19 protein-coding genes and 2 pseudogenes are annotated in these 24,728 nt (G+C 52.9%); 14 read left to right on the top strand and 7 right to left on the bottom strand.

Annotated features, from left to right (window positions below; genetic code table 11):
• The first annotated feature begins 160 nt into the window (after positions 1 to 160).
• The 3 genes from D3261_RS09110 (at position 161) to D3261_RS09105 (ending at position 4,830) form a co-directional block, all read left to right on the top strand.
• On the top strand, positions 161 to 2,047 hold the full coding sequence (locus tag D3261_RS09110) for a transposase (protein WP_233553950.1): 1,887 nt from the start codon (positions 161 to 163) through the stop codon (positions 2,045 to 2,047).
• Between the two features lie 389 nt (positions 2,048 to 2,436).
• The gene (locus tag D3261_RS20000) at positions 2,437 to 2,595 is read left to right on the top strand and encodes a hypothetical protein (RefSeq protein ID WP_158589373.1); all 159 of its coding nucleotides are present in this window, start codon (positions 2,437 to 2,439) and stop codon (positions 2,593 to 2,595) included.
• Between the two features lie 435 nt (positions 2,596 to 3,030).
• Positions 3,031 to 4,830: an AAA family ATPase gene (locus D3261_RS09105; protein WP_120071608.1), complete on the top strand. Its 1,800-nt coding sequence runs from the start codon at positions 3,031 to 3,033 to the stop codon at positions 4,828 to 4,830.
• Between the two features lie 413 nt (positions 4,831 to 5,243).
• Here the strand turns inward: D3261_RS09105 and D3261_RS09100 are convergent, their stop codons facing one another.
• Both D3261_RS09100 and D3261_RS09095 read right to left on the bottom strand, forming a co-directional pair.
• Positions 5,244 to 5,981, bottom strand: a complete 738-nt coding sequence (locus tag D3261_RS09100) for a DNA-directed RNA polymerase subunit epsilon (RefSeq protein ID WP_120071606.1) — start codon at positions 5,979 to 5,981, stop codon at positions 5,244 to 5,246.
• A 441-nt stretch (positions 5,982 to 6,422) separates the two neighbouring features.
• Complete coding sequence (locus D3261_RS09095; RefSeq protein WP_120071604.1) at positions 6,423 to 7,232, bottom strand: hypothetical protein; 810 nt, start codon at positions 7,230 to 7,232, stop codon at positions 6,423 to 6,425.
• Positions 7,233 to 7,424: 192 nt separating this feature from the next.
• On the opposite strand from D3261_RS09095, the gene D3261_RS09090 reads away from it, so the two are divergent.
• Entirely contained in the window at positions 7,425 to 8,840 is a 1,416-nt protein-coding gene (locus D3261_RS09090) for a DUF5677 domain-containing protein (protein WP_199693977.1), read from the top strand.
• Positions 8,841 to 8,922: 82 nt separating this feature from the next.
• Here the strand turns inward: D3261_RS09090 and D3261_RS09085 are convergent.
• Positions 8,923 to 9,272: pseudogene (locus D3261_RS09085) on the bottom strand (phage integrase SAM-like domain-containing protein); the annotation flags it as partial.
• Between the two features lie 301 nt (positions 9,273 to 9,573).
• Here D3261_RS09085 and D3261_RS21045 point away from each other — a divergent pair.
• The gene (locus D3261_RS21045) at positions 9,574 to 10,110 is read left to right on the top strand and encodes a winged helix-turn-helix domain-containing protein (protein WP_120071602.1); all 537 of its coding nucleotides are present in this window, start codon (positions 9,574 to 9,576) and stop codon (positions 10,108 to 10,110) included.
• A complete protein-coding gene (locus D3261_RS21040) occupies positions 10,111 to 10,551 on the top strand; it encodes a hypothetical protein (protein WP_120071600.1) in 441 nt (146 codons plus the stop codon).
• 211 nt (positions 10,552 to 10,762) lie between these two features.
• Here the strand turns inward: D3261_RS21040 and D3261_RS09070 are convergent, their stop codons facing one another.
• Positions 10,763 to 11,560 (bottom strand): hypothetical protein, encoded by a 798-nt coding sequence (locus D3261_RS09070; RefSeq protein ID WP_120071598.1) that lies wholly within the window; start codon positions 11,558 to 11,560, stop codon positions 10,763 to 10,765.
• Positions 11,561 to 11,663: 103 nt separating this feature from the next.
• Here D3261_RS09070 and D3261_RS09065 point away from each other — a divergent pair, with 103 nt between their 5' ends.
• The 3 genes and pseudogenes from D3261_RS09065 (at position 11,664) to D3261_RS09055 (ending at position 13,352) form a co-directional block, all read left to right on the top strand.
• Positions 11,664 to 12,062, top strand: coding sequence for a CopG family ribbon-helix-helix protein (locus D3261_RS09065; RefSeq protein ID WP_120071596.1), 399 nt, complete (start codon positions 11,664 to 11,666; stop codon positions 12,060 to 12,062).
• A gap of 180 nt (positions 12,063 to 12,242) precedes the next feature.
• Positions 12,243 to 12,830, top strand: coding sequence for a winged helix-turn-helix transcriptional regulator (locus D3261_RS09060; protein WP_120071594.1), 588 nt, complete (start codon positions 12,243 to 12,245; stop codon positions 12,828 to 12,830).
• A pseudogene (locus D3261_RS09055) lies at positions 12,827 to 13,352 on the top strand (hypothetical protein). The gene D3261_RS09060 and the pseudogene D3261_RS09055 overlap by 4 nt, the downstream one beginning before the upstream one ends.
• A gap of 132 nt (positions 13,353 to 13,484) precedes the next feature.
• Here D3261_RS09055 and D3261_RS09050 read toward each other — a convergent pair.
• Positions 13,485 to 13,808 (bottom strand): rhodanese-like domain-containing protein, encoded by a 324-nt coding sequence (locus D3261_RS09050; protein ID WP_120071592.1) that lies wholly within the window; start codon positions 13,806 to 13,808, stop codon positions 13,485 to 13,487.
• A 49-nt stretch (positions 13,809 to 13,857) separates the two neighbouring features.
• Positions 13,858 to 14,448 (bottom strand): class I SAM-dependent methyltransferase, encoded by a 591-nt coding sequence (locus D3261_RS09045; RefSeq protein ID WP_120071590.1) that lies wholly within the window; start codon positions 14,446 to 14,448, stop codon positions 13,858 to 13,860.
• Between the two features lie 863 nt (positions 14,449 to 15,311).
• On the opposite strand from D3261_RS09045, the gene chrA reads away from it, so the two are divergent.
• The 3 genes from chrA (at position 15,312) to D3261_RS09030 (ending at position 18,344) form a co-directional block, all read left to right on the top strand.
• Complete coding sequence (gene chrA / locus D3261_RS09040; RefSeq protein WP_199693974.1) at positions 15,312 to 16,745, top strand: chromate efflux transporter; 1,434 nt, start codon at positions 15,312 to 15,314, stop codon at positions 16,743 to 16,745.
• A 409-nt stretch (positions 16,746 to 17,154) separates the two neighbouring features.
• Positions 17,155 to 17,739: a hypothetical protein gene (locus D3261_RS09035; protein WP_120071588.1), complete on the top strand. Its 585-nt coding sequence runs from the start codon at positions 17,155 to 17,157 to the stop codon at positions 17,737 to 17,739.
• Positions 17,740 to 17,861: 122 nt separating this feature from the next.
• On the top strand, positions 17,862 to 18,344 hold the full coding sequence (locus D3261_RS09030; RefSeq protein ID WP_120071586.1) for a DUF892 family protein: 483 nt from the start codon (positions 17,862 to 17,864) through the stop codon (positions 18,342 to 18,344).
• Positions 18,345 to 18,376: 32 nt separating this feature from the next.
• Here D3261_RS09030 and D3261_RS09025 read toward each other — a convergent pair whose 3' ends face one another.
• Positions 18,377 to 19,687, bottom strand: coding sequence for an MFS transporter (locus tag D3261_RS09025; protein ID WP_120071584.1), 1,311 nt, complete (start codon positions 19,685 to 19,687; stop codon positions 18,377 to 18,379).
• Between the two features lie 172 nt (positions 19,688 to 19,859).
• On the opposite strand from D3261_RS09025, the gene D3261_RS09020 reads away from it, so the two are divergent.
• A complete protein-coding gene (locus tag D3261_RS09020; protein ID WP_120071583.1) occupies positions 19,860 to 21,215 on the top strand; it encodes an arylsulfotransferase family protein in 1,356 nt (451 codons plus the stop codon).
• Positions 21,216 to 22,176: 961 nt separating this feature from the next.
• On the top strand, positions 22,177 to 24,720 hold the full coding sequence (locus D3261_RS20705; protein WP_233553949.1) for a hypothetical protein: 2,544 nt from the start codon (positions 22,177 to 22,179) through the stop codon (positions 24,718 to 24,720).
• The last annotated feature ends 8 nt before the right edge of the window (positions 24,721 to 24,728 follow it).

Below are 24,728 nucleotides of genomic sequence, written 5' to 3'. Positions count from 1 at the left end.
CTTCCTCAACAGTAGCTCCGCAACATTCGGATCCTGTGTCCTGTTCGTAGCGTGCTGTGAGGCGATCCCAGATGCGTCCGAGTGTGCTTTGTGACATCGCATCAAATTGTATTTCCGCAATTCATATGAAGGTTGTGGTGAGCGATATAGTTGTTGAACTTTGACAGACGACAATCTCGGTGGCTTCGTTAGGGATGTCACTACCATCGCGCAGTCACAGTGCGAGCACGCTACGGATTACGCCGATATTGAGGAGCTAGTCTGTGATCTGCCAACTGATCATCTCACGTTCGCCGCTCATGATTCGTTGGCGTCGTATTCAGGACCGTATCCGATGGCGCTACTGGTCCGAGCGTTCATCATTGAGGAGATTAACGGCTGGGACGAGACCGCTTTCCACAACCATCTGAGAGCGAACCCCTTGCTCTGCCGTAATCTCGGTTTCGAGAGTCTTCCCGCGCAATCGACGTTCTGGCGGGCATGGAACCACCGCTTCAACGAGGACCTCCGCAACGCCATTCGAGAGTGTGCTGAGGCGATTGTGAAGGCTGCACGTGCCTGCGACGTATCCCTCCCCGAACGAGTCACCATTGGCGAAGCGGGTGAACCACAGGCCGACGGTCGTCCACAACATCAACTCATCGCCGAGACGACTAATGAGGTGTGGCAGCAGGCCAAACCGTTCGTCTGCGATGCGTTCGGGCTTGACCGAGGATCGAACTGGCAGATCCACGAGAACGCTTTCTGGGAGCAACACGCCTACATGGGGATGCGCGAAGACATGTACGCGCGGAGTGGTCCGGCTTCATTCTCCCTCGATACTACGCGCGAGCGCATCCCGACGGGCTCGATCCACCGCTACCAGATTGGGAAGCTCTCCGTCTCGGAGATCCGCTCGATGCTCCGAAACACGACACGAATGTTGATCGCTCGCGCTCGGCAAAACGGCGAACTTGATGGGCAAGTCATGGCGGCCATCGACGTAACCAAGGGCTTTCCGTTCACCGGCGAGATCGAAGACCACGACGAGGATATCCTCGGATACAAAGACGGGAACGACTACTACCAGTGGGCCGTGCTCAAGGTCGTCGGGATGGACGTGCCACTCGTCCTCGATGCCATCCCACGCGTGCGCGGTCAGTCGAAAGACGAGATCGTTGGGAAGCTGCTGGAGCACACGACCGAGATAGTGAATCTCGACCTCGTGATGATGGACCGCGAGTTCGACAGTAAGCCCGTCAAAGAGACCTGCGAGGAGTACGGCGTCCACTACCTGAATCCTACCCGTATTTTCGAGCGCAGCGACGAGGCCGACACCATCGCGTGGATGTATCGGAACGGCAAGCGCTTCCACGTCACCGAAGAGGAGACACCCGAGGCCACGGCCACACGCAAGCAAATCTACCTCCCGCAACGGTCGAATTCGGATGACGATGACGACGGCCTCTCAGAAGTGTGGAAAGAGATGTGCGGCGAGTGGGAATTCGACGATGTAGGAGGTGAACCGAGCGAGCGGATGTCGTTCTCGCGGCTGCTCGCAGACATCCAGCGTGAAGAGGAAGTCGAAGAACGCAAGCAGAAGGCGCAGGATGGAGACGTGGATACCTCCGAAACCGTGGTGTTCGAGACGAACCATCCATACGTGACAGCGCGTGACGCTAGCGATCAGCAGATGGACGGGAGAGCGTTCATCCATATGATCGAGCGGCTGATCCGGTGGTATCGCCGTCGTTGGGGTATTGAGAACGGCTTCAAGAAGCAGAAGCACTTCATGGTGCGGACCACCTCGACCGAGCGTGACTATCGGTTCTTCAACTTCGTGTTCGCGTGTGTACTGTATAACGTTTGGCGGCTGGTCGACTTGCTGGTGAAGCTCACCATCGACGGGGAGAACACGTCATACGCGCCGCGCGTCGATGCGAACCAGTTTCTGACCGTTGCCAAGCAGTTCTACGGTCTCGATCCCCTGATTGATGTCCGATCACTTCCGTGGCTGTCGGTCCGTGAGCGGCGGCACTGTTCAGCGGGTGTTTATTTCATGCCTTGATTCCCCGATTACGGGATGGTGATCCGAGATTGGTCAGCGGTTGTTTATCACAGTGAGTGAATAGACGGAACGAACACTCAATCCGTGCATTGATCAGCTACCTAGCCGACATCAGGATCACAGGTAATGGACTCTTTCCTCCGATACCTTACGAGCGAATAGTCTCCTGAGAACAGTTCCAATTGAGACTAATGCAACATGGACTGCGCCAACAGGCCATTACCCCGGTAGAAGACTAAAGCTTTCTACCAGACTGGCGGGAAGTGGGGGTATCTATAAGTCAAACACCGGGGTGGCAGAAAGTACGCCAATGTCCTCGGAGAAACCATCCTCTGCTGCCCGATCAGTACTATCAACCGGACCCCCTGAACTGGAGGTGACTGACGCTTATGACGAACTTAGACGAGCTTAGAGAACAACAGCGCGAGAACGTTGCCGAGCGACGCAAATTCGTCAAGCAGTGGGCCGAGTACGTCAGAACTCACCCCGATCGGGAGTGGTCAGCCCAGCAAAACAAAATCGTCAACTCTCAGATCGAACGAGAGTAGTCCGATTCCGAAGCCATCGATTTCCTTCTCAAGACAAGAGCGCTCGCCCGCCCGAGAGCTTCGATTTTCCTTTGGTCGACACCGCCGTTTCCGCAGGTTCCGGAGCTTCTTACCAAACGCCACACCGGTGACCTCATCCTATTGTTAGGTAAGAATCGAACCGGTCAGTAGTCTATGAAAGCGCGGAAAGTCAGCGGTTGCGCGGTCAGGTTAGTTGTTGAAGACGGGTGCCATTTGGATCCCTTTCTGCCTGCGAAAGCCCGCACAGCGCCCTGTGGGCGCGAGCAGGACCGTGGAGGTGGGCGGGCGCTCCGTGGGTACGCGGTCGGGGTTTGGCCGGCCCGGAGGGCCGGGACTCTCTAGCGGTAATGATAACACTGCTATCAATATGAATAATGAGTAGAATTATATATGATAGAAATTTAGGATTATAAAATGGGCCTTGAGGGTTTCTCAATAGAGAACGAGGGTGGAGTTACAAATGCTAGCTGCGATGATGTTCCACAGCTCATGATTATTGCGGGTCCGAACGGCGTAGGGAAGTCAACGCTACTAGAAGCTCTGAACAATAGAATAAACCAAAATCGATCAGATGTAACTGTCAGTGGCGATGTAGAAACGGTATACTTCACACCACATCGAGCGCCAAATCCGAACGATCTTACCGCCAGTGCATTGTCCTCACTACCAAACAGAAGCTCAAGAGAGCTTCTAGGATCTTCGAATTATGATATAGGTTCGGACAACAGTGACCTTCCAAATGAGCTAACATACGGTCACTCACGAAGCAGGAACGAGGCCGATTATGCCCCTTACTTCGAGGTGAAAAAGCGGCTTGCGCAATTTGAGCATCAGAAGGGAAACATACTCTCTGAGATATATGATGAGCGAGGCGAAGTACCTCCGGGCTATATTCCGGATTTTAATGAACCTCTGAAGTCAAGTATAGAAGCCGTATTGCCAGGGGTTGCATATCAGGGGGTAGAGGTAGTTGATAACGAATATCAGATCGTTTTTGAAAACCGTGCTGGAACACAGGTCGGTTTTGATGAGCTATCTTCTGGAGAAAAAGACGCTATTGCGATGCTGTTCCTCTTGCTTGAAAAGCAGATTGAGAATCTGATAGCTCAAGTGAGAGGAGACGACCCTACACAAGAAGAGCTGGTTATTCTTATCGATAGCCCGGAATCCCATCTTCATCCAGCGATGCAGGACCGATTTTTCAATTATCTACAAGATGTCCTAGAGAGTGCGCAGGGTGATAACCTGAACTTGCAAGTCATTGCGTGCACGCACTCTCAAATGATATTAAATAACTCAGATATGGATAATCTCTATCTTCTCATGTATGCTGACCAACGGTCAGGCAACCAGTTGGTACATGCTGATGGTATCGAGAAAGCCATACTGGACGAGTTCTTGGGTGATCTGGGAGTTTCAGCTCTGTCGGCAGGGAAACCTCTTCTACTTGTCGAGGGAAAAACTGACAAAAATGTACTCACTCGCTTAGATCCAGACCTAGATGTCGTCTTCGAAATAACTCCGATGGGTGGGAAAGAGAAGGTATTGAATGCAGACGATACATTTACTGAACTCTCTGCAGAACTATCTACTGTAGATATTGATGTTTTTGGTATTATTGATAAAGATCGAGAAGATATAAGCGAAAATAGCGGTCCGTTTTACACCCTTCCTAGGACTTGTATTGAAAACTTCCTCCTTGACCCAACGGTCCTGAGTGACACTTTGTCTACACTTGTCTCATATGACATTTTGGAACGCCAAGAGGTTCAAACACCAGACGAAGTGGCTGATCTACTAGAAGAAATCATACACCGAGACGATTTCAAGTCCAAAGAAATAACGACAAGACTGAATGAAAATATGAGGTTTTACGTGGATCTTCGGAGCATTGAAGAGATGTCCATCGATGAAATCGAGTCTGAGATCGATTCTGTTGTAGATACGAAGAAAGATCGTCTGCAGGATCAGCTCGAGACCGTTGAAGAATCTGTGGACTCTGCGATAGAAGACTCTGATTTAGAAAACCTAAATGGCAAGTACATATATTCAGAGATATCCTCTGAATTCAATATTTCTGCAGAATCTCTCAAGAGAACCGCTGCGGATAAGATGAACAATGAGTATCGTATTCCGTCTGACCTAGCTCAAATTCTCTCGGGGTTATATGCTTCTGTAGATCAAGATGGAGTCCACAGCAGAGACAGCAGTTGATTCTATCTTCAAATGTATCGCTTGCTGAGTGTGGTGATTAGAACGCGATTCCACGGGGTTGTATGTCGAGAAAATCGATTCTCTCTCGTTGCACATCGGTCGCCTGTATCGATGTGCAAGGTTCGCGTCACGAACGCGTTGTGCCGCCGTGTTACTCTGGTCGACCTGCTGAGATCACCTTTCACTATAACCAATCCATCAGTGAGTCACCCGAACAGCACGTGCGATCAACTCCAATGTGCAAAATCCACCACGAGAACAGACGTGATTGACGGGGAGAGGATGGCGAGACCTGTAAAGAAACACCGGCTTCTGTACACTCTGTAGAGAATACCCGGTTGCTTATCTCAGCCAGTCCTGGAAAGAAAGCGACCATTCAACCCCGCTCTATCGGTGGCTGAGAGGATATCAAATCAAGCCGAGGAACGAATCTCGGGACTCGGTAAGCTCGGGTCACGGTAGGGATTGCGGCCGTAGACCGCATCGTGGAGGTCGCGCTCATCGAGTTGGTCGACGAGGGTTCGGCGGAGCCGATTAAGACTGGTGGTGTCGAGGTCGTGGTTCTCACAGAGCGTGGTGAACGATTCCTCGTCGGTAATGGAGTGGAACTGGTCGTAGAGGTCAGCGAGCTTCTCTGGGGACTGATCGGCGATCCACTCGTTGTCGTGGAGACCGAGATGATGCTCACGCTCGCGGTCGACGACATGGCGGATCACGACGAGCGCAACCTTGGGGATGGCCCGCTGACTGCCGAAGGCGGTGAGGTCGAGGTCAACCATCGTCCCGATAGCGCGGTCGCGCTGCCACGGGGTGAGATCGAGACTGCTACACAATGCATGGGTCAATCGAAGCTTTTCGAGCCGGTGAGCACGCCGGCTGTAGCCCTCCATCGCGGGATGGCGTTCGTCGTGGAGCCGCCGAACGTTCTCGCTGAGGTCGTGTTCGGGTGTGTCGGCGCGTCCGATACGCGTCGCACTCGGTGTCACGAGCCCCCATTGACGGACAGTTTCGTCGCGCTGGAGATCCGCTCGTGAGACAGTACTATCCCCCGGAAGCTGGCTGAGCGGCGAGATATCGTGGCCGCTGAGCAGTTCCGGGCGGCGGTCCTCGACCGTCGGGAGTAAATATCCACCAGCATCCTCGTCGGTCATTACGCAGCCAGTACTGGCTGCTCGTAGTTGAAAGGCATGGCTACGTGTAGTAATTTTCCACCGAGAAACCAGCGCGTCCCTCTCTCGTATCTATACCTTATCGCCAGAAGCACTTAAAGAACCAGTGACCACAACGTGCCCTTGACTTCTCTTATCCATCGTATCTTACCAAACACTTAGCGCGTCGTGAGAGCTAGCGTTTGGTAAGATAGGAGTTCCCTCTCGTGGGAGTGAGACGACCGATATCAGTGCTCTCGCTGCCTGAAGTAGGTATCCGAGTGGAGCTCGTGAGTGACTTCTCTCAGTGATGGCCCACCACAATCGTCGCACTCGGGTGGCTCATCTGGCGACGCATAAACTGTCTTGCATCGCTCACACACGAAGTACCGCAGGCTGAGCACACTCGATCTATGCGAGCAGGCCTCAAATCCATTCGGGGACTCATGGTGGGATATCTAATCCGGGACCGTCACCGCCAGCGTTGACTGCGATATCGCAGGCTATCTCAAGCGACTCAACGAGAGCCTCGACGTCCTCTTCGCTGGAGATTACGCTTCGGTTCCCGTGCATCACATTGTTTCTGTACTTCTCAACCGTGTTGAACGCCTGTTTACATTGGGTCTTCGAGGGGAAGTCCAGTTCATCCAGAAGATCTTCGTTATCTCGAACTACTTCTTTCAGGTCTGCGATGGACATGAACTCGACTGGGTGAAGATTCACGTTCTTGTCGACAGCGTCGTTCCATCTATCTATCGCTCTTCCTCTTGGACGGGCATCCTCGTAGACCTCCTGAAGCTCATCGATAGTGTAGTCCTCTTTAATCAGATCGGATACTGCCTTCGCCATCTCAGCATAATAGGTGAACAAGAACTCCTTTGCAGTCCTCGTATTCAAATCGGCAGGTGTCACAATCCGCCAAGAATCTCGATCAGGATGCGTAGCTAACGCAAAAGGATACTCGGTTAGGATATTAATGCAGTACAGCATTATCTTGTTGTATCTGACGTACTGATCCCCATCAGTAGGTTGGACTTCTCCGCTCTCCACATCATAGTACTCGCGTGAATTGTAAGGTCTGAGTGGTGCGTAATCATATCCCTTCTTCTCAAGATCTCTGATTAAATCTCTCATTAATTCATCTTGCTCAAGTTCATTTTGCCCAATAAAATAGATCGGAGAGCCAAGTTCCTCTGCACTTCCCTCACTCGGGTAACGAATATAATCCTCGACATCTTCCTCGCTCCAATACATATAGGAAAACGGCGAGACCAAGAGTCAAAATACTGCCTGTCCAGTGACTGTTCCATCTCTCGAGTCTTTAACGAATCGCCCCTCTACCCTATGTGCATCTGATCCTGTCTATTTCTATGTTGTTGCCAGTCAAGCAGATCTGCATCACAGGGGAAAACTAAACCACTCAATCAGACAATAACCCAACAAGGAATGAACGAGGACCTCACAGACGACATCGATTTGTCTAAAGATACACTTGTAGACGCAGTCCGACACGAGCTTGCTGAGCAAATCGATGAAGATCAGTTGGACAACCTCGGCGAAGAAGACATCCAGAACATAGTCCAAGAATCAATGGAGAGATCCATCGAGGAGCTAGCCCTTCACACCTATGAGCGAATCCTCTCCGATGACGAAGGGCTCGAACGCTATCATGAAACAATCGAAGGCTTCCAAGAGATACTGGAGGACCGATGGGGTGAACCCCTCGAATTACTTGAACGCCTCATCGTCTGGTCAATGGAATGCGGCAGAGCAATCAACCAAGACCACGGATTCCAAGCCCGGAGAAACGAGAACTACCGGTTTCAAGCACTCGTACACCTCCACTCCCGCTCAGTCCAAGTCGCTTTAGAAATCCACCACCTGCTCAAAGGAGGCTTCGCGGACGGAGCGTTCGCCCGCTGGCGATCACTCTACGAACTCTCCATCACCTCCTCATTCATCTCCAACCACGGCGATGAAACCGCTGAACGCTTCCTCAGTTATCATAATATCTGGGAATACTACTTCGCTGAGACCTACCGAGAGCACCAAGACAACCTCAATGTCGAACCACTCGAACCCGAAGTTCTCGAAGAACTCGAGGAAATGAAAGATGAACTCGTAAAGCAGTTCGGTAAATCCATCGACGACAACGGGTATGGTTCTGGCTGGGCAGCTGAAGCTCACACTGGCAATGGCGGCCCCTCGCTCCACAGTATGAAAGAAGAGGTCGACCTAGAGCACCTCACCCCGTACTACAAGCTGGCCTGTGAATCCGTCCATGCAGGGTCAAAAGGAACACTTGACCGGTTAGGAATCATCCGCCACGAAGATATCGAGCAACCCGATGTACTGCTTTCAGGTCCATCGAATGGCGGACTAAATCTTCCAGGCCAACTAACCGCGATCTCCCTCGCACAGGTTACAACCGCTCTGTTGATGATGCATCTAAATTCCCCGTCCTTAGCCGATATGCTGGGGATGCAGATGCTCGTCGACGATATAGAGCAAGGGTTTGCTGAAGCATCCGAAGCTCTTGAACAGGACGACCGCAAGGCCACTAAGGAATGGGCGAACCAGGACATCGTAGATATCTCATTGAACTGCATCGACCCGTCAGACCTGTTCTCCAAGCCATTCCTTAAGAAGCACACGGAGTTTGACTCTCTGCCGGAGTTCAGAGACGCACTCCCTGTCGACCTTGACGACGTGAAAAACGGTGACTCCGTTGACCCCGAAACTGATGAAGTCGTCCAAGCCGATTCGGAGTTTGACTCTTTCCAGGATTTGGTTGATACAGCACTGGAGTCCTGGGTACATCGAAATGTCGATCTCTCAGAGTTCGATATTGACGATAACTAGCGAGGCTTCATCCTCGCAATAAAGAGTGCGAATATTACTGGTATCTGGGAGCGTTTGCGGCTTCGGTCCTCACTGAGTGCATTTTGTAAACTCCGTCGTCGGGGATGGGCCCGGTTGCACTGCGTCGCTGGGCGACGTTCTCAGTGAGATGCCCTTCTCGAACAGCCCACCCACAGAACGCGGAACCGTACGCGTAGTAAGCACGGACCGTGCCTGTTGCCCAGCTCTGGCGAGTGAGATGTCGGGAATATTCGCGGAGATGACTTGACTCCAATTCCTCAAACGTCGTCACGGTATCCTTGTGCTGAGCCAGGAACTTGGTGAAGCGATCGAGCTCTCTGTTTGCGTTACTCCGATAATTCCCACTTTTCCCACTCTGTCCCTTTCCTTTGTCAGTCAGGAAGTCCTCAGTACTGCGTCGATACGAACCACACTACACACCCCGTCTTCACTGACTTCTGCATGCTCTTGGCCCGCGTAACCAGGGTTCTGGCTATCCTCATCTGGTATGCTGTGGCAGAGGGCGGGGTGGTGGGTAAGTTTACTGGTCCTTATTAGTCTAAGCACGAGTAACTACCGATGAAGCTAATTCGGCTGATCTCAGCCATTTCAAGTGCTCCAGGGCCCAATATTGCCACTGTTAAACTTCATGTTGCTATAATATTTTCGCGCCACCGCGTCACATATCTGTGTGTTCCAAACATATATTGCGAAACGGCGTGTATGGTCACTCATGACCGACTTCGATCCGGATCCAGCCGGTGAGAAAGTGAGTGAACTCCGCCAACGCTGGTCCGAGAACACGGACACCTTCGGGCGTGTCTACGATGTCCTCGTTGGAGTTACGGAACCAACGTCCTATCGCGAAATCGCCGAGATCGCGGACTGCTCGCCGAACGCAGCGAAAAAACATCTCGACCGCCTCGCGGAGATGGGTATCGCGCGAGCCAACCGCCAGAGCCGTCCGGCCCAGTACGAGCGCAACGACGGCTACTTCGAATGGCAGGATGCGAATCGACTCGCTGATGAGTTCACCATCGAGGAGCTCATCGATCGTGTCCGAGAACTCGAAGACCGTCGAGAACAATTTGAACAGCGCTTCGGGACGACCGACCCGACTGCAGTCTCGGTGTTCGAGCACGACGACCACGACACGGTCCACGAGCGAATGGACGCCATCAGCGAATGGCAATCCATTGAGCGCGACATTCGTCTCTACGAACTCGCTCGTCAGCTTTCGTCGAACGACGGGCATCTCCTGCCGGCATAGATGGGCCCGGACGACGAACTCACATCGACTGGGCCACCCGATAGGCAGACACTCCGACTCCTCGAAGGAATCCTCGCCGACGAACCACTCGTCGCTGAAACCGAGTTCAACCCCGATAGCCACGAACCTCGAATCCTCCGCATTCAGTGTGAGCAGCGTCGGTATCCCTCAATAGTAGAGAGCGCCCGGCTCGACATTCGGTGGTTCGCGAGCGGGGATTTCTCACTTCACTACGTCGAAACCACCGATGGCGACCGCTGGGAATGCCGATGGGACCGTCACCCGAATCCCCACAACGCACGCCTCCATTTCCATCATCCACCAGCAGATGAGGAAATCACGGACCTCACGTGGTCCTCTCTGCACCCGATCGATGTCATCTCGACAGTAGTCGGTGCGATCGAGCAACGAATCGAACGGCAGTGGTCGACTGACGGCTAACAGGGATTCTCAAGTTCGAGATCGTCAGTTCAGCTATACTCGGGTGCTGCTATTTCGTTGCCCGTAGCAGAAATTGACGACAGCCATGCTCTGTAGTAGATGAATAGTAGTCTTACTCACACCTCTGTTCATGCATAAGTCAGGCTGGTCACCGACAGTTTGTCAGCAACCACATGGTTACTGACAGGGGGTAGCTGAGAGATTTGCACCCTCAAAACAGCCCAGTGATGAATCCAAATCCGATGATGATCAGTACGACAGCCGAGAAGAGTGGTAAGTAGGGAGTGTACCGTTCGACTCGCTCTTCAGAATGCTGATAGCCCGCCACCAAGAGGAGAGTCAGACTCACGATCGCGACGATCACTGTCAGCGCGTATGCGGTCATGAGTTCGAGACAGTAGTTCGACCCGGCGCACAATCCGATGATCTCGAATTCCTCCTCGTGGGCGAATCCCAAGACGAACGCAAACCAGGCAATCCCCAATAGCCCTCGGTCTGCTGTTTCACTCGCGTCGCTTGCCTCGTGCGAATGTGAGTGACTCCCTACAAACGGGAGGTATCCCTTGATTCGGGAGAGAATCCCTTCCGACTCATGGGCGTGATGGGCATCGTGATCGTGCTCATGAGAATTGTGAGTGTGAGAGGTCTCATCGGAGCCGTGCGAGTGCCCACCGTAGTACTCCCGAAGACCGAGCCCAACGAGGAGAACACCAGCAACGAGACTGACCGGACCGCCGATTTGGATCCCTTCGGTAAGCTGTATCGGTTGGTTCGTTTGTGTGAGACTGAAATACGATTTCGCGTAGAAGAACACCCCCACCATCGCAATACTACTGATGAGATGTCCAACACCGAGGATCAAGCTCGCAGCGAATCCGTGAAACCATTTGTTCGTCTTGTCGAGCGCATATGTGGCAGCGACCGGCCAACCATGACCGGGCTCGATCCCGTGGATGGCCCCAAGTACTACGGCACCGACTAAGAGCCCGAGAGCGTCTTGATACAGCATTCGTCGAAGACTCAACGCTCGCTCGACGTGTAGGAGTTGTTATGTTCTAATCGCCAGTCCTGTAATAACGGAGGTTAACTGTGGTTCTCTCCATGAGAAAGATATGCGTACAAGCTTGAATATCCCTCAGGAGGTCCTTGATGCGTTTGATGAGGCGTGGCAAGCTGAAGGACTCGAATCCCGGTCGCGGGCTGCTCGTGAGGCGATTCAAGAGTACACAGAACGCCACACTCAGCTCGAAGAGATCCAGGGGGAAGCTATCGCGGCAGTCGCCTTCGATTACGAACACACGCTTGTCATCGGGAATCTCCATACACTACAGCACGAATTCGAGGACATAATCGGCTCCACCCACCACCAGCACCACGGAGACTGGTGCCTTGAGACGGTGTTCTGTCATGGACCTGCTCCTCGGATTCGAGAACTTGTGTACGAGCTCCGGGATTTTGATGCTGTTGGGCGTGTGAATGTGATGTTCTTGCAGCCTGTTGCTGAACAATGAACCCCTGCCAGTAGCCGAGTGGTTATTGAGAGGGACAGCAGAATTTCAAAATCTATAGAACCAGTGTTCGAAGAAATCTCAGGATCTGCTCTATGCATTGAGAGTGTCAGTCCCAATCTCCATTGAGCGCCCGACAGACTTAATTTGGATTACATATAATCTATAAACACTGGCTCATCCATGTCACAGACCGCTTCACGGCAGGAAGGTGAGATCGTTCGCGACTTTCTCTCGGTCGCTGACCTCCTCGAAGAGACCCAGCTTGCCCGCATCTACACGTACATCTACCGCGAGGGCAAGACAACCGTCGGCGAACTTATCGACACTCTCGATCTCTCACAGGGACCAGCCTACACATACGTGAAGCAACTCGCCGAAACTGGTGTGCTCACTCCCACCACCGACACCCAACCACAGCGGTACGCAGCGGTCGGAATCGAACTTACGCTGACCGTCGACGGTGATCGTGAGTACACTATCTCACCCGCTCTCGTCGCCGCAGTCGCACGCCGAGCCACCGACGAGACCATCGATTCGTATATCGACCGTCATGGGATTCACGGTCTCGCGACCGCACTCACCCACACTCTCGCTCGTGAAGGGGGCGAAACCACCCACCGCCTCGTGGCTGAGGACCTCGTTATGTCGCCACTCGAAGCCGAAGTGATCCTCCAGGCTCTCCGGCCGATCGTCTACGAACACTTCGCGCTCGAGGACTCTGGTGCGTCGCTCGCAGATGTGGTCGACGCCGAGAACCTCGACGAGTGAGCGTCCTCCACATTGCGGATACCGGGTTTCTCGTCGCGGCTGGAGCCACCCGATAACCAGTGGTACCAGCGAGTCTAGACGTTCGCTCAACGAAATGGAATCGTGTTCGCTATCCCGGAGCGTGTCTACGAGGAACTGACAACGACCGACACCAGCGAGAACGCTGAGATCGAAGCGATTCCGGCTGATGCTGCCATCGATGACGGATGGGTTCGCATCGCTGAGCCACTGGATTACACGAACCCAGTCGTTTCGAAGACGATGGACGGTATTCAACGCTACATCGCGAGTGCTGACGGTCGGCTAGCCGACGAGATCGAGCGTGCCGACCCAGCCCTCGGTGCGCTTGCGATACAGGCGCTCAGCTCAGGCAAGGTGAACCACACCTACATCTACACGACCGATATCGCCGCCGGTGAGGGAGCAGTGACTGTCCTCGCGAGTGAGGGCTACGGCGATGCAGTGACATTCGTTAACGGGTTCAGGTTCATCGACGACCTCCTTAATGAGAGCGGACAATGAGACATTGTAATGGGACATGGAAAAACGGCTTTCGCCGGAAAGAAGTAGAATAATAGAACACACTGATTTGGAGCAAGAGCACCCAGATGGGCTCATAGACACCGGATCGGTGATAGTCGACTCTATGTTCTGTCAGTCTTCGTTTTCCTTCCAACTGTTGAATCCGCCATCGAGAGCTTTCGCGTCGTAGCCCTGTTCAGAGAGCATCTCAGCCGTTTGCCCGGAGGTAACCCCAGCATCACAGAACGTCACCACTTCTTCATCATTTGGAAGCTCACTCAAGTACTCTTGAACGGTTTCAAGATCACCATTCATCAGAGCGTCACGAATCGGGAGGTTCTGGCTTCCCTCGATAGTTTCGGCCTCGTAGTCATCTTCGGACCGAATATCGACAAGGGTAAGATCATCTCCGACTTCGAGCCGTTGTTCCAATTCCTCAGCGGTGATTTTGCTCATTCGAGAAGCCGTACACTGCTCACTCTCAAAGGAGTTCTGAAAGTCTCACTTACCGCTCACAGATGAGCGCATAGTGATACGGAGGGAGTTCTACGATATTCGTGCGAGTGAATGGCACGGAAGAAATAGATCTCTCTGTCTCTGTAGGTGGTAATCGAAGCTCCTGTGGTGGACCCCGAGGTTGTCCCGCAATCGGGGTTTCCTCTTTCGGGCGGTCATGCCAGTTGAGGATGATGAGACGGCCGTCAGGTGTCAGTGATTGATATGCCTGTTCTGCAAAAACAGTTGGTTCCTCAACCCCATGAAATGTATTCGCGATGAGGATGGTATCAACTGGTTCGGCCAAGAGTGAGGAGAGTTCACGCGCATCGCCTTCGAAACATCTGATATTTGAGAGGCCTGTCTGCTCGGCTTTTCGACGAAGTTCATCGAGGAGGTCAGAGTCTATATCGATCGCATAAACTGGAGCGGGCTGAACGAGTTCAGCAAGAGGAAGGGTGAAATATCCGTTTCCAGAGCCAACGTCCGCAACTGACTGGTCCGTACTAATACCGAGCGTACTGAGAATTTGTTTCGGCTCCGACCAAAGTTCTCCCCACCAGTCCCAATTAGGCTGACGGGTATTCTGAAAGCGGTCCATACCAACAGAATATCTATCCGCTCACAAATATCCGGTTATCGAACGGCTTCTCACCTACTGCCTACGCATCAAACGAATCCCTATAGAGTAATGCAGGCGGGATCTAGAAAACAACCAAAGGGGTTTGAGTCATTCCCTCTCGTGTCGTAGTTCTATTACAACTACGACACGGAACCCGCTATATCGCTCCCATCACGCCGATCACCTCACCCAAACCTAACGATCCGAAGCTGAGATTTTGTGTCTAATGCATGGGCTTGGTCGCTTGTTACTAAAAAGTATCCTCTATTGAACATAACGTCATCTCCCTATCAGGAAAACGACATTCTAACAAACTAGGGACAACTTAGACAAAGGGAAGCAACGCACTAAGCGCCATTTCCGCTCAAAAGCTATCGCACCCACCTTCGCACTACAACGCTGGTATGCGTGACATGAGAGAAAACATGGTTTTCTACCACCCTCATATCAGCTAGGTAGCTGATCAATGCACGGCTTAGGCATTCTTTCCATTGGTCCGGAGCCGAGAGGCTCATGGATATAGGGAGGCAGAGTGGAACAAGATTAACCTCCAGTTTGAATTAGATCTCGTTACCATCTTGCGCTTCTACTCGGTGGACTGGCGGTTGTGTTTATTTCTGAGTTCGTCTAGGCCGATTCATAATACACGGTTCCATGTGAAATTTAATCCAGCAACTGATTCTAACGCTTACCATGCATGGGAAAACCACTGCTTGATTTCAGATATAGTGATTGAGAACAGCTGTTGAAGAGCCAGAATAGGCCGGCTCAAGATTATGACTGAAACTGCAGCATAAAATCTCTCCAGAGGGGAAATCGTCAATTCGATGTGAGTAAGTGATATGTTCAAGTTCGTCTCTGAGTATCCTTTATCAATGCCCGATGAAACTCGCCATGCTGAGCCGGGTGTAGATTCATCGGATGACCAGTCAGCGATCAGTGTACCCTTCCGTGAAGCAATCTGGATTTGGGTACAAGTTGCCGTCTACAGTTTTGGCGGAGCTGCTGGGCAGATCAGCGTGATGCACAAGTTGCTGGTCGAGAAGAAACGTTGGATCGACGAAGAACGGTTTCTCCACGCGATGAATTTCACGATGCTACTGCCAGGACCCGAAGCCCAGCAGCTTGCCACCTATATCGGCTGGCTGCTGCATAAAACAAAAGGCGGGATCGTAGCGGGGACACTCTTTGTACTCCCTGGTTTCGTATCGATTCTCCTCCTGAGTATTCTGTATGTCGAGTTCAGACAGTTCACCACCGTTGAGGCGCTCTTTTTCGGATTACAAGCTGCAGTGTTAGCTATCGTTGCTGAGGCAGTCTTGCGTATTGGAAAACGCGTTCTGAAAAACGCTTTCATGATTGGCATCGCCGCTGGAGCCTTTATCGGAATTTTCGCCTTCAATATACTCTTCCCGATCATCATTATCGGGGCAGCGTTAGTGGGCGTTCTCGGCTACCGACTATTTCCAGGAATCTTCTCCGAACTTACTGGCTCTCAGTCCGATGATAGCGAAACGGAGACGGTTATGTCGACCGATTTCGCACACCATACACAGCCATCTACTCGTCGTTCACTCAAGGTCGCTACACTTTGGCTCGGTCTTTGGCTTATTCCATTGGTTACCATGATTGCAGTGCTCGGCAGAGAGAGCATCTTCGTTCAACAGGGGACCTTCTTCAGTACAGTTGCAGTCATCGTATTCGGCGGTGCGTACGCTGTATTGGCGTATGTCGCTCAAGAGGCCGTTCTGACATACGGTTGGCTCGAACCCGGTGAAATGATCGATGGACTGGGGATGGCCGAAACTACCCCAGGACCAACGATTCAGGTCGTCCAGTTCGTTGGTTTCATGGGTGCCTACCGTAATCCTGGGACTTTTGACCCGCTTGTTGCGGGCGTTGTTGGGTCAATCATCGTCACGTGGGTAACGTTCATACCTTGTTTCTTGTTTATTTTCCTCGGTGCGCCCTACATTGAGTACTTGCGAGGACGAGAGTCGTTGAGCGCAGCTCTCTCGGCAGTCACTGCCGCTGTAGTCGGTGTCATTCTGAACCTCGCTATCTGGTTTGCAATTCACGTACTCTTTGCGAACCAAGTTCGATTTGAGGGGTTCGGGATGTCAGTCCTGATTCCGGTAGTCGAAACGCTTGACCCTGCAGCCCTAGCTATCGTGCTGGGTTCATTCGGCCTTATTTTCGGTTTCAACCAGGGAATGATGCGGACACTAACAGCTGCCATGGTTGCTGGGTTAGTGTACTACCTCGTTGTACTTTAGTGGAGGTACATTGCCAATCAGTAGCATCCGCTTGTTGTGCTTAGCAGGTCGTTCCTCTCTGAATTGGAACGGTCGTGCCGGTCAACTGGAATATTAAACTTCATCCCAGGTTGGAAATGATACACCTGACGTTATGCTTGTGAAACCATTCGCACTAATAACGGATCCTCACGAAAGCAACCTGCCAGCGAGTTCTCACCCGCTAGAGGCCATCTTTAGGTGGTCAAATGCTTGGCAGAGCATTGAAGATGTGGAATCGGTCCGAAGCCAAGAGGCTCATGATATAGGGCAATAGAGTAGGACAAGACTAAAATTCAGTTTGAACTAGATTTCACTTCCATCTCAAGCTTCCACTCGGCAAATCAGCGGTTGTGTTTATTTGTTCGTAGAACATCGGGATTCGTAAATCATGACTGGCCGAAAAAACGCGATGCTGACCACCGAAGATCGACGGTGGCTGACAGGCAAGAAAGAGTATGAAGGCGAACATGCTAAACAGCAGCGCTATCAGCGACGACGTGATATCCGTGAGCGGATTTATAACTCGATTCTGGACTTCACGATCCTGTTTCACCATCTTGAAGAAGAGGAACGTAAGAAATTGTTTGGAAATATCTCCGCTGATGGAACACAATGGGACCTTGATGATTCAGCGTTAGATGACGGCATCCGTGACGCACTCGCATTTTTGCTCTATTCAGTGGGCGCGACGAAGCTCATGACTACCAATGAAACTGATGACTCAAAGATAACAGTCGCTGAGAGATTGTTGACCGATGCACTCTATCAGATTGGACGACGCGAAGATATTCTTGTTGAAAATTTTGAATTGGAGATTGATGCTACTTCCCTACCGATTTCAGATCTCCTTGATGATCTCGAAGCAGGGAATTCCCTTTCCCCAGCGCGGTTGAGAGTCTTACTGGAAACGAATATGGTCAATACGAGGGAGATACAGGATCGCCTTCGTGAGATGGTGTTTGATGATGAGTAGACCTGAAAAGAGGTCACCCCAGAAAGTAAAGGAGCGCTCTGAAGAGGATCCTGCTCTTACAGTTATACCACTAACCGCCGAAACTGGAGAGCTCCTTCGGGATTTTTGGAGGAGAAACTAAGATGACTATCAAGACTAAACGCGATATGTTCGAGCGTGAGCTCCAGAAACTCTACCATGCGGAGTTAGAGATTCTTGACCTCCATGGTGACCTTGCCGCTGCTGCTGCAAGTGAGAATGTGAAGAATATTTTTGATGGTCACGAGAACGATACTGTAGCACAGATACATCGGATCGAAGCGATCTTCGACCATCTCGGCCAGGAACCATCTGAACGTGGAAGTGCACTTATGGAGGGACTACTTGCTGAAAAAGACGAATTCGTCGGCGAAGTCGCTACCGATGAACTCCGTGACCTGGACGTAATCAGTATTGGCATTATCAACGAACGAATTGAAATCACGCTCTTAGATCGGTTACTCATGCTTGCTGAAGATCTTAGTCTCCCTGATAGCGTTTCGACTAGCTTCGCGCAGAATCGGGATGAAGCAAAAGCCGCTCTCAAACGGATGCAGACGATTATTGACGAAAAGCGGAATCCGTAGACGGATTGGGGGATGAAAGGCGACGAAACCGATCAGGCTGTTCTGGCATAGGCTTCAAATTCCTTGCCGAAGACTGCGAAATAGCCGACGCCGATGAGACCCACTACTGTTGCAAGCGCAAACGCAACGTTTGGACTTTGACTATAGAGCCAGCCACCAATAGCTGCACTCGGTATGACGACCGTATTGCGTACGAGATAGTACGTACCAGTGACGCGGCCACTAGTGTCACGTTCTGCCGGACCAGCAATCAGTGCCTTGTGTGCTGGGAGACCAGCGAATCGGAGCCCAGAAAAGGCGAAAAGCGCCACAAGGAGCCACTGATTAGCCGGAACATTGATGAGCATAATTGGAAATACTGCATACACTACGAAACCGAGACTAACGACTGGTTTCAATCCGGTATACTCTGCTAGTTTCGAAACGGGTACTTTCGTCAGAATCGCGATGAGCATTTCGACTCCCAATAGCACGCCGAAAAATGCAGCCGGTTCTAGAGTCACGCCAAATGCTTGAAATCCCACATTGAGGAAGTCAGTGACAACGATTATCCAGAACACATAGACCATCCCATTTCCAAATCGAATGAACGTATCCGCAACGAGAAGTGGCCGAAGGGTTTCAGGCATCGTTCGAAGGTCATTGAGTATTTGCTGGATTCCCTCGAATGACTTCCCGATTGAATCTTCACTTGCGTCGTAGAGAATATGCTGAACGATGGTAGCAGCTACACCAAATCCAAGCGCAATTAGCAGTATTACTTGGAAACCGTCTACAAACATTACCGTGCTTGCGAGGACCGCTGCAGCGAGTAAAGGGCCGATAAGAAACCCAATACGTCGGAATACTTCGGTACTCGCAAACCCCATTGCAAGGTGCTCAGGTGCAACGCTTTGTTTGACAATGGCGAATGTCGCTCCTAATCCAAATGAATTCCAGGCCTGTGTGAGAAAGAGACCGATAAAGACCCATATCCAAACGGGAACTGTAACGGACAGTATCGAGATCGACGAAAGTTCTGGCACAAGCCACCAGACTCCAAACCCGACTGTACTGATCACAGCGAAGCCAGTGAGGGCGAATCGTGAGCCAATTCGGTCTGATAATGCTCCACCGGGATAGGGATATACTGCGCTAATGAGGTTGCTGACGCTCCCGTAAGCGCCTATCACACCTGCTCCAGCACCTAGCACACGCATATATTCTGGAATATACCGGCCCGTCATTTGGAAGGCGAGACTGAACGCAAGCATCGCCACTGAAAGCACGAGTACGTCGCGTCGAAGCGAGAAGAACTGGCGGAACGGGTCAAAGACGCTAAGCGATTCGTCCTCTGCACTCATTCTATTCCACCCCGACGTTTGAGGCTCTGGTACATAAATCACACACTACCGATAATCGATTTCAATTACCTATGACAACTTGATCACACCTCATCCGAAATTTGGGTATCACGCCATCATTGGATCAACAGTATTATGCTAAGCAGTACCCCTTCGTTCTATATACTCTTCCATGCGTTCGCCTACTCGCCAACAAATCGGCATCCTACTGATCTGCCTCAGTATTGTTGCCGTCATCGGTTCACTCGGTGTGAGTGCAGTAACAACACCCAACACAGGCATCAGTTCCACAAGTAGTGGGGATGATTACGGACAGACTTTGGTTGGGGTACAAGCTGGTGGTCGAGTTTCTCTATTCAATTCAAGCGGGGACAGGCTGTGGTCGACAGGTGGTGGCAATGTTGACTACTTCGACGTCACCAAGATGAAAAATGGCTCCGTCGTTGCGGGCTTTATAGCAGAGGGTCAGCAATCGTGTGGACCATACGAATCGCCATGTGCGCGTACTGGTTTCCGCGTTATTGATCCAACACCTGAACCACGTATTACTGGAGAATGGTCGTTCCCGGTTCGAACGAAGCTCAATAGTGAGGTTCACGATGTCAATCCCCTTCCGAATGGGGAGTTCCTGCTCACAGACATGGACCATGAGCGTATCATGACGGTCGCTGAAAACGGGTCCATAACATGGCAGTGGAATGCCAGTCAGTATTATGATGCGCCTCCAGATCCTACGAGACAGGATTGGCTCCACATCAATGATGTCGATAGGATCGGTCCTGATCGGTACATGGTCTCAGTCCGGGAAGCCAACCAATTGCTCATTATCGAACGAGGACAGGGAGTTGTAAACGTTATCAATAAGGACCAGCCAGGGAATAACGGTGGAGAATGCCAACGAGATGGCGATCTTGCAGATTACAATAATGACAGCAATGGATCTGTTCACTGCGGCGACCCTGATATACTAAAACAGCAACACAATCCACAGTATCTTGGACCGGATGCTGTGCTCGTCGCTGATAGTGAGAACAATCGTATTGTTGAACTCCACAATCAGAGCGGCAACTGGACGGTTGCGTGGAGTGTTGATTCTGCAAATGGTGTGCAGTTCAATTGGCCTCGGGACGCCGATCGTCTGCCGAACGGAAATACCCTCATTACAGACACTCGAAACAATCGAGTTGTGGAAGTTACACCAAGTGGGGAAGCTGTGTGGGGTGTAGATACCGCCGTATGGCCATATGAAGCAGATCGACTTCCGACCGGGTCACAACAGAATGCAGACCGATTGCTCCAGTACGGTGAATATCTCAACAATGACCAGCTACCACGAATGAACGCTACTGCTGAGTCTGGTGAGGGGGGTCGAGCGGCACTACCGCTCGTGGGTATGGCATACAATGGGCTTTCCTATGTGGTTGCCCTCCCGATTTGGTTTCAGCCATGGCATGTAGCGGTTGTTGCAGCAGCCATTCTCATGACACTTCTTGGAGGAGGTCTCGTTTGGAGTGGGCGGAGAAACTGAGCGCCAAACTAACATCCTGCTCGCTCGTTTTACGGAGTCATCCTCAAAGCACGCCTAAGATATGCAATTACGGCTGATTCTATGAGAGCCGTCTTCGCACGTTCAGAAGCTTTCGCCAGAGACGGCGGCGTTGGTACACTCCTTCACCGACTCCCCACCCGATCCCAATCACAAAACAAAAAACAAGGATTGAGAAGGCCCACGTTGGCATCCATATCGGCTTAAACCACGGTGAGACGTGGTTCCACCGCTGAGCGAGCTCGGTTAATTGGTCGGATAGTGCTGCTTCCGGAGTGGCACTCTCGACAACACTTGGTATTGTTGGGAGACCGCTTGCGGTCGTCTTACTCCCGCCATAGAGCTCTACGGACCCTGAGGCATTCTGCGCTTGAATGGTTGGTCCACCCGCTTCATCACTATATGCTACTCGCTCTGCATCATACGTAGCCCATGGGGCGTGCATCTCCCAAACAACCTCACCTGCTGGAGTGACCTCGATTACGCGGTGATTCATTGTATCAGTCACGAGAGTGTTGCCGTTCGGCAGGCGATCAGCATCACGAGGCCAATTCAAATTCCCCGTTAGTGTCCATGTTCGTTCCCAATCGCCTTCACCAGGTGGACCGCCGACTCGTGAATATTCTACGACACGGTCATTTTCAGAATCCGCGATGAGGATAGTTGGTGTGCTATTTTCACCTTCAAGGTACATTGGGTTGTGCTGTTCGTAGAGAGTCTGATACTCATCGTCTTCTCCGAGAATAACTGACATCCAGTTGACGTGTGTTGATTAAGCTTAAGCCGAATGTAAGAGGGCTATCTGTTAATGCGTAAGAGAGTTGCAGTGTGGGCCGTAGTGGCCGTACTCATCGTTTCGGCGGCTCTCATCGGGTTTAAGGTGAATCCCCAGGGAGACACAACTCAGAGTATCGGAACAGAATCGGATGGAGACGCCGGCCCCATGAGCGTGAGCAGCATCGACCTGATCAATCAGATCGAGGGCTTGCTCACGTACGAGATTTCGTACAACGGAGCCTATCAGAAGGCCGAATTAGAAAACGCGCTCGTGCGGACGGTCGACGCCAAACGGGTGCAGGCGAGTAGTATCCAAGTGACGAACGTCGAGCAGCAGGTCGCAACCGTTCAGGTCGCGACAGATGGGGGCGAGAACCCCACTACGCTCGGCAATCGGATGCTCCGCTCGCTCCAGTTGAACACCTCCGCGCAGACAGCTACCTCCGAGACTTCTACCGCAACTTCTACCGAATCGTCGAGCAAGAGCGAAACGGAAGCAGACGAAACCCACTATCAGATCGACTTCGTGCAGGGTGAGGCGATCGAGAATCTTCGCCATCCGCCGTCGAACTACTACACCCCGGATAAGCTGATCCGCTACGCCCACGGGTCGACCAAGAATACCCTCAAACGGTCTTCGGATGGTGAATTCACGACCAACGATACGCTCGCGAGCGCGGTCGAGAGCTCCGATATAGTCGTGATGAGCAATGGGACCGCGCGCGTGAGCTTCCGGATCGCTGAGGATGCAGACCCGGTGACACTGACGCTCGCGAGCTATGAGAAGCCCGGCCCGGTGTGGTCTCCGACGAGCGAGGCCAACCAGACGTTCATCGACGCCGCCACCCGGACCTTCGAGCCGGGCGGCGTCTACACGCTCCGCGTCGAGCTCCCGCCGACCGCGATCGAGGACGTGAGCGAGGGTAGTTTGACGTCCAGCGGAACGGAGGCAACGGCGACCGCGACGGCCACCGGCGGCCCCGGCACGGCGACACCAACGGCCACCCCGACCTTGACGAACACCGAGAGCGGGGCGGGTCAAGGAACGTCGGCAACAAGCGAGAGCACCACGGTCGCCACGACCACCAGCACGACCGATACCGCGACGTCGACCAGTACGACCCCGGCGACGGTGGAGGTCCGCCCCCAGCCAATGCCGACTATGACGCCGACGCCAACCCCCGAGACGACCGCGACGAGCACGCCACCGGCGTCGAGTACGGGCGAGACAGCGACGACCTCGGCAGAGACGTCGAGCGGCACGGCGTCGGGTCAGTCGGCAAGCAACACGAACGCCGAACGGATGGAGCGTCTACAGCAGTCGCTCGCACCGACGGACTCCAAGGAGAGCGGTACGGCATCCCCGAGCAGCACTCGTGCGGCGACCTCGACGAGCGACAAGAGCACGTCGACGACCACCGGGGCCAACGAGGGCGGCGAGGAGAGCACGACCACAACCCCGACGAGTACGAGCTCACCATCGACCAGCACTACCGCTGGCAGTATGCCGACGTCGACCTCGACGCCGATCCCGACCACGGGCGACACGGCCACGGAGACGGCCGAAGATACGTCGACGGCGACGGACACCGAAACAGCAGCGCCGACCGAGACGCCCACCAGCACCGAGACGGGGACCTCGACGAGTACGCCTACCGCGAGTCCGACGAGCACTGAAACGCCCACCACCGCGACAGCAACTCAGACCGAAACGAGCGCCCCGAGTACCGACACCACGACGTCGACGAGCACGAGCACGAGCACAGCGACGGAGACGGCCACAGCCACGCCGACCGCGACGAGTACCGAGACGCCGAGTGAAACCCCCGAGGAGCCAACTGAAACGCCTACCACCACGGAAACGGCGACGGCTACTCCTACACCAACAGAAACGGCGACGGAAACGCCGACGCCTACGCCAACAGTGACGGAGACGCTGACCGAGACGGCAACAGAAACGCCGACACCGACCCCGACAGAGACGCCAACAGCGACCGAGACGCCGACTGAAACGCCTACGAGCACCCCGACCACGACCGAGCCAGATGAGGGACAGAGCGCGTCGATCCTGTTCAACGATCAGTCGGTCGAGGACGCTCTACAGGTCGTCGGCGACGAGGCGAGCCTCACTAGCGAAAGCGGTGGATTCGTCGTGGTCTATCAGGCCGAGAGCTTCGGGGACATCTCCCGCCCGGACGACCGCGTAGGTATCTCCGGTCAGCTCCCGTCGGGAACAAGCAACAACGTCGAGATCGATCTGCAATTCGTCGAGGCGGTCGCGAACGACCGGCTCACCGCTGTTCTCGTGAACGACACCAACGGTAACGGGCGCTACGATCCGGGCGTCGACATGGGGGCTGTCGATTCGGAGGGTAACATTGTGAGCGATGCGGCGAATGTCGACTTTGCTGCCGGGCTGTTCCCCGGTGAGAGACCCGGTAACGGCCCGAACACGACCACACCTGAGGAGACGACGACCGCCCCAGGAACGACCACGACGGAGACACCCACCGAAACGACCGAGGACGGTGGAGGCGGCATTTTCAGTGCCGAATCGACCGAAGCCGACGAACCCGAGACGACCACGACCACTACCGCCGAAACGTCAAATGACGACTCAGGCAACGATGGCGATGATTCGAAGAGCGCGGATCTAGGCGCCGTCGATCAGGCCGCTCGGAGCGTGTACGTGCAGACGTCGCCGCAGTAGGCCATCAC

This window comes from Halococcus sp. IIIV-5B (assembly GCF_003602035.1).
Lineage (GTDB): Archaea > Halobacteriota > Halobacteria > Halobacteriales > Halococcaceae > Halococcus > Halococcus salsus.
The sequence above is the reverse complement of the archived record's forward strand: the minus strand, read 5'-3'. Positions and strand labels throughout refer to the sequence as shown.

Excerpts from the sequence above, each read along its gene's own strand:
- D3261_RS20000 (WP_158589373.1), top strand. The coding sequence starts at position 2,437 with ATGACGAACTTAGACGAGCTTAGAGAACAACAGCGCGAGAACGTTGCC.
- D3261_RS09105 (WP_120071608.1), top strand. The coding sequence starts at position 3,031 with ATGGGCCTTGAGGGTTTCTCAATAGAGAACGAGGGTGGAGTTACAAAT.
- D3261_RS09100 (WP_120071606.1), bottom strand. The coding sequence starts at position 5,981 with ATGACCGACGAGGATGCTGGTGGATATTTACTCCCGACGGTCGAGGAC.
- D3261_RS09095 (WP_120071604.1), bottom strand. The coding sequence starts at position 7,232 with ATGTATTGGAGCGAGGAAGATGTCGAGGATTATATTCGTTACCCGAGT.
- D3261_RS09090 (WP_199693977.1), top strand. The coding sequence starts at position 7,425 with ATGAACGAGGACCTCACAGACGACATCGATTTGTCTAAAGATACACTT.
- D3261_RS21045 (WP_120071602.1), top strand. The coding sequence starts at position 9,574 with ATGACCGACTTCGATCCGGATCCAGCCGGTGAGAAAGTGAGTGAACTC.
- D3261_RS21040 (WP_120071600.1), top strand. The coding sequence starts at position 10,111 with ATGGGCCCGGACGACGAACTCACATCGACTGGGCCACCCGATAGGCAG.
- D3261_RS09070 (WP_120071598.1), bottom strand. The coding sequence starts at position 11,560 with ATGCTGTATCAAGACGCTCTCGGGCTCTTAGTCGGTGCCGTAGTACTT.
- D3261_RS09065 (WP_120071596.1), top strand. The coding sequence starts at position 11,664 with ATGCGTACAAGCTTGAATATCCCTCAGGAGGTCCTTGATGCGTTTGAT.
- D3261_RS09060 (WP_120071594.1), top strand. The coding sequence starts at position 12,243 with ATGTCACAGACCGCTTCACGGCAGGAAGGTGAGATCGTTCGCGACTTT.
- D3261_RS09050 (WP_120071592.1), bottom strand. The coding sequence starts at position 13,808 with ATGAGCAAAATCACCGCTGAGGAATTGGAACAACGGCTCGAAGTCGGA.
- D3261_RS09045 (WP_120071590.1), bottom strand. The coding sequence starts at position 14,448 with ATGGACCGCTTTCAGAATACCCGTCAGCCTAATTGGGACTGGTGGGGA.
- chrA (WP_199693974.1), top strand. The coding sequence starts at position 15,312 with ATGTTCAAGTTCGTCTCTGAGTATCCTTTATCAATGCCCGATGAAACT.
- D3261_RS09035 (WP_120071588.1), top strand. The coding sequence starts at position 17,155 with ATGACTGGCCGAAAAAACGCGATGCTGACCACCGAAGATCGACGGTGG.
- D3261_RS09030 (WP_120071586.1), top strand. The coding sequence starts at position 17,862 with ATGACTATCAAGACTAAACGCGATATGTTCGAGCGTGAGCTCCAGAAA.
- D3261_RS09025 (WP_120071584.1), bottom strand. The coding sequence starts at position 19,687 with ATGAGTGCAGAGGACGAATCGCTTAGCGTCTTTGACCCGTTCCGCCAG.
- D3261_RS09020 (WP_120071583.1), top strand. The coding sequence starts at position 19,860 with ATGCGTTCGCCTACTCGCCAACAAATCGGCATCCTACTGATCTGCCTC.
- D3261_RS20705 (WP_233553949.1), top strand. The coding sequence starts at position 22,177 with ATGAGCGTGAGCAGCATCGACCTGATCAATCAGATCGAGGGCTTGCTC.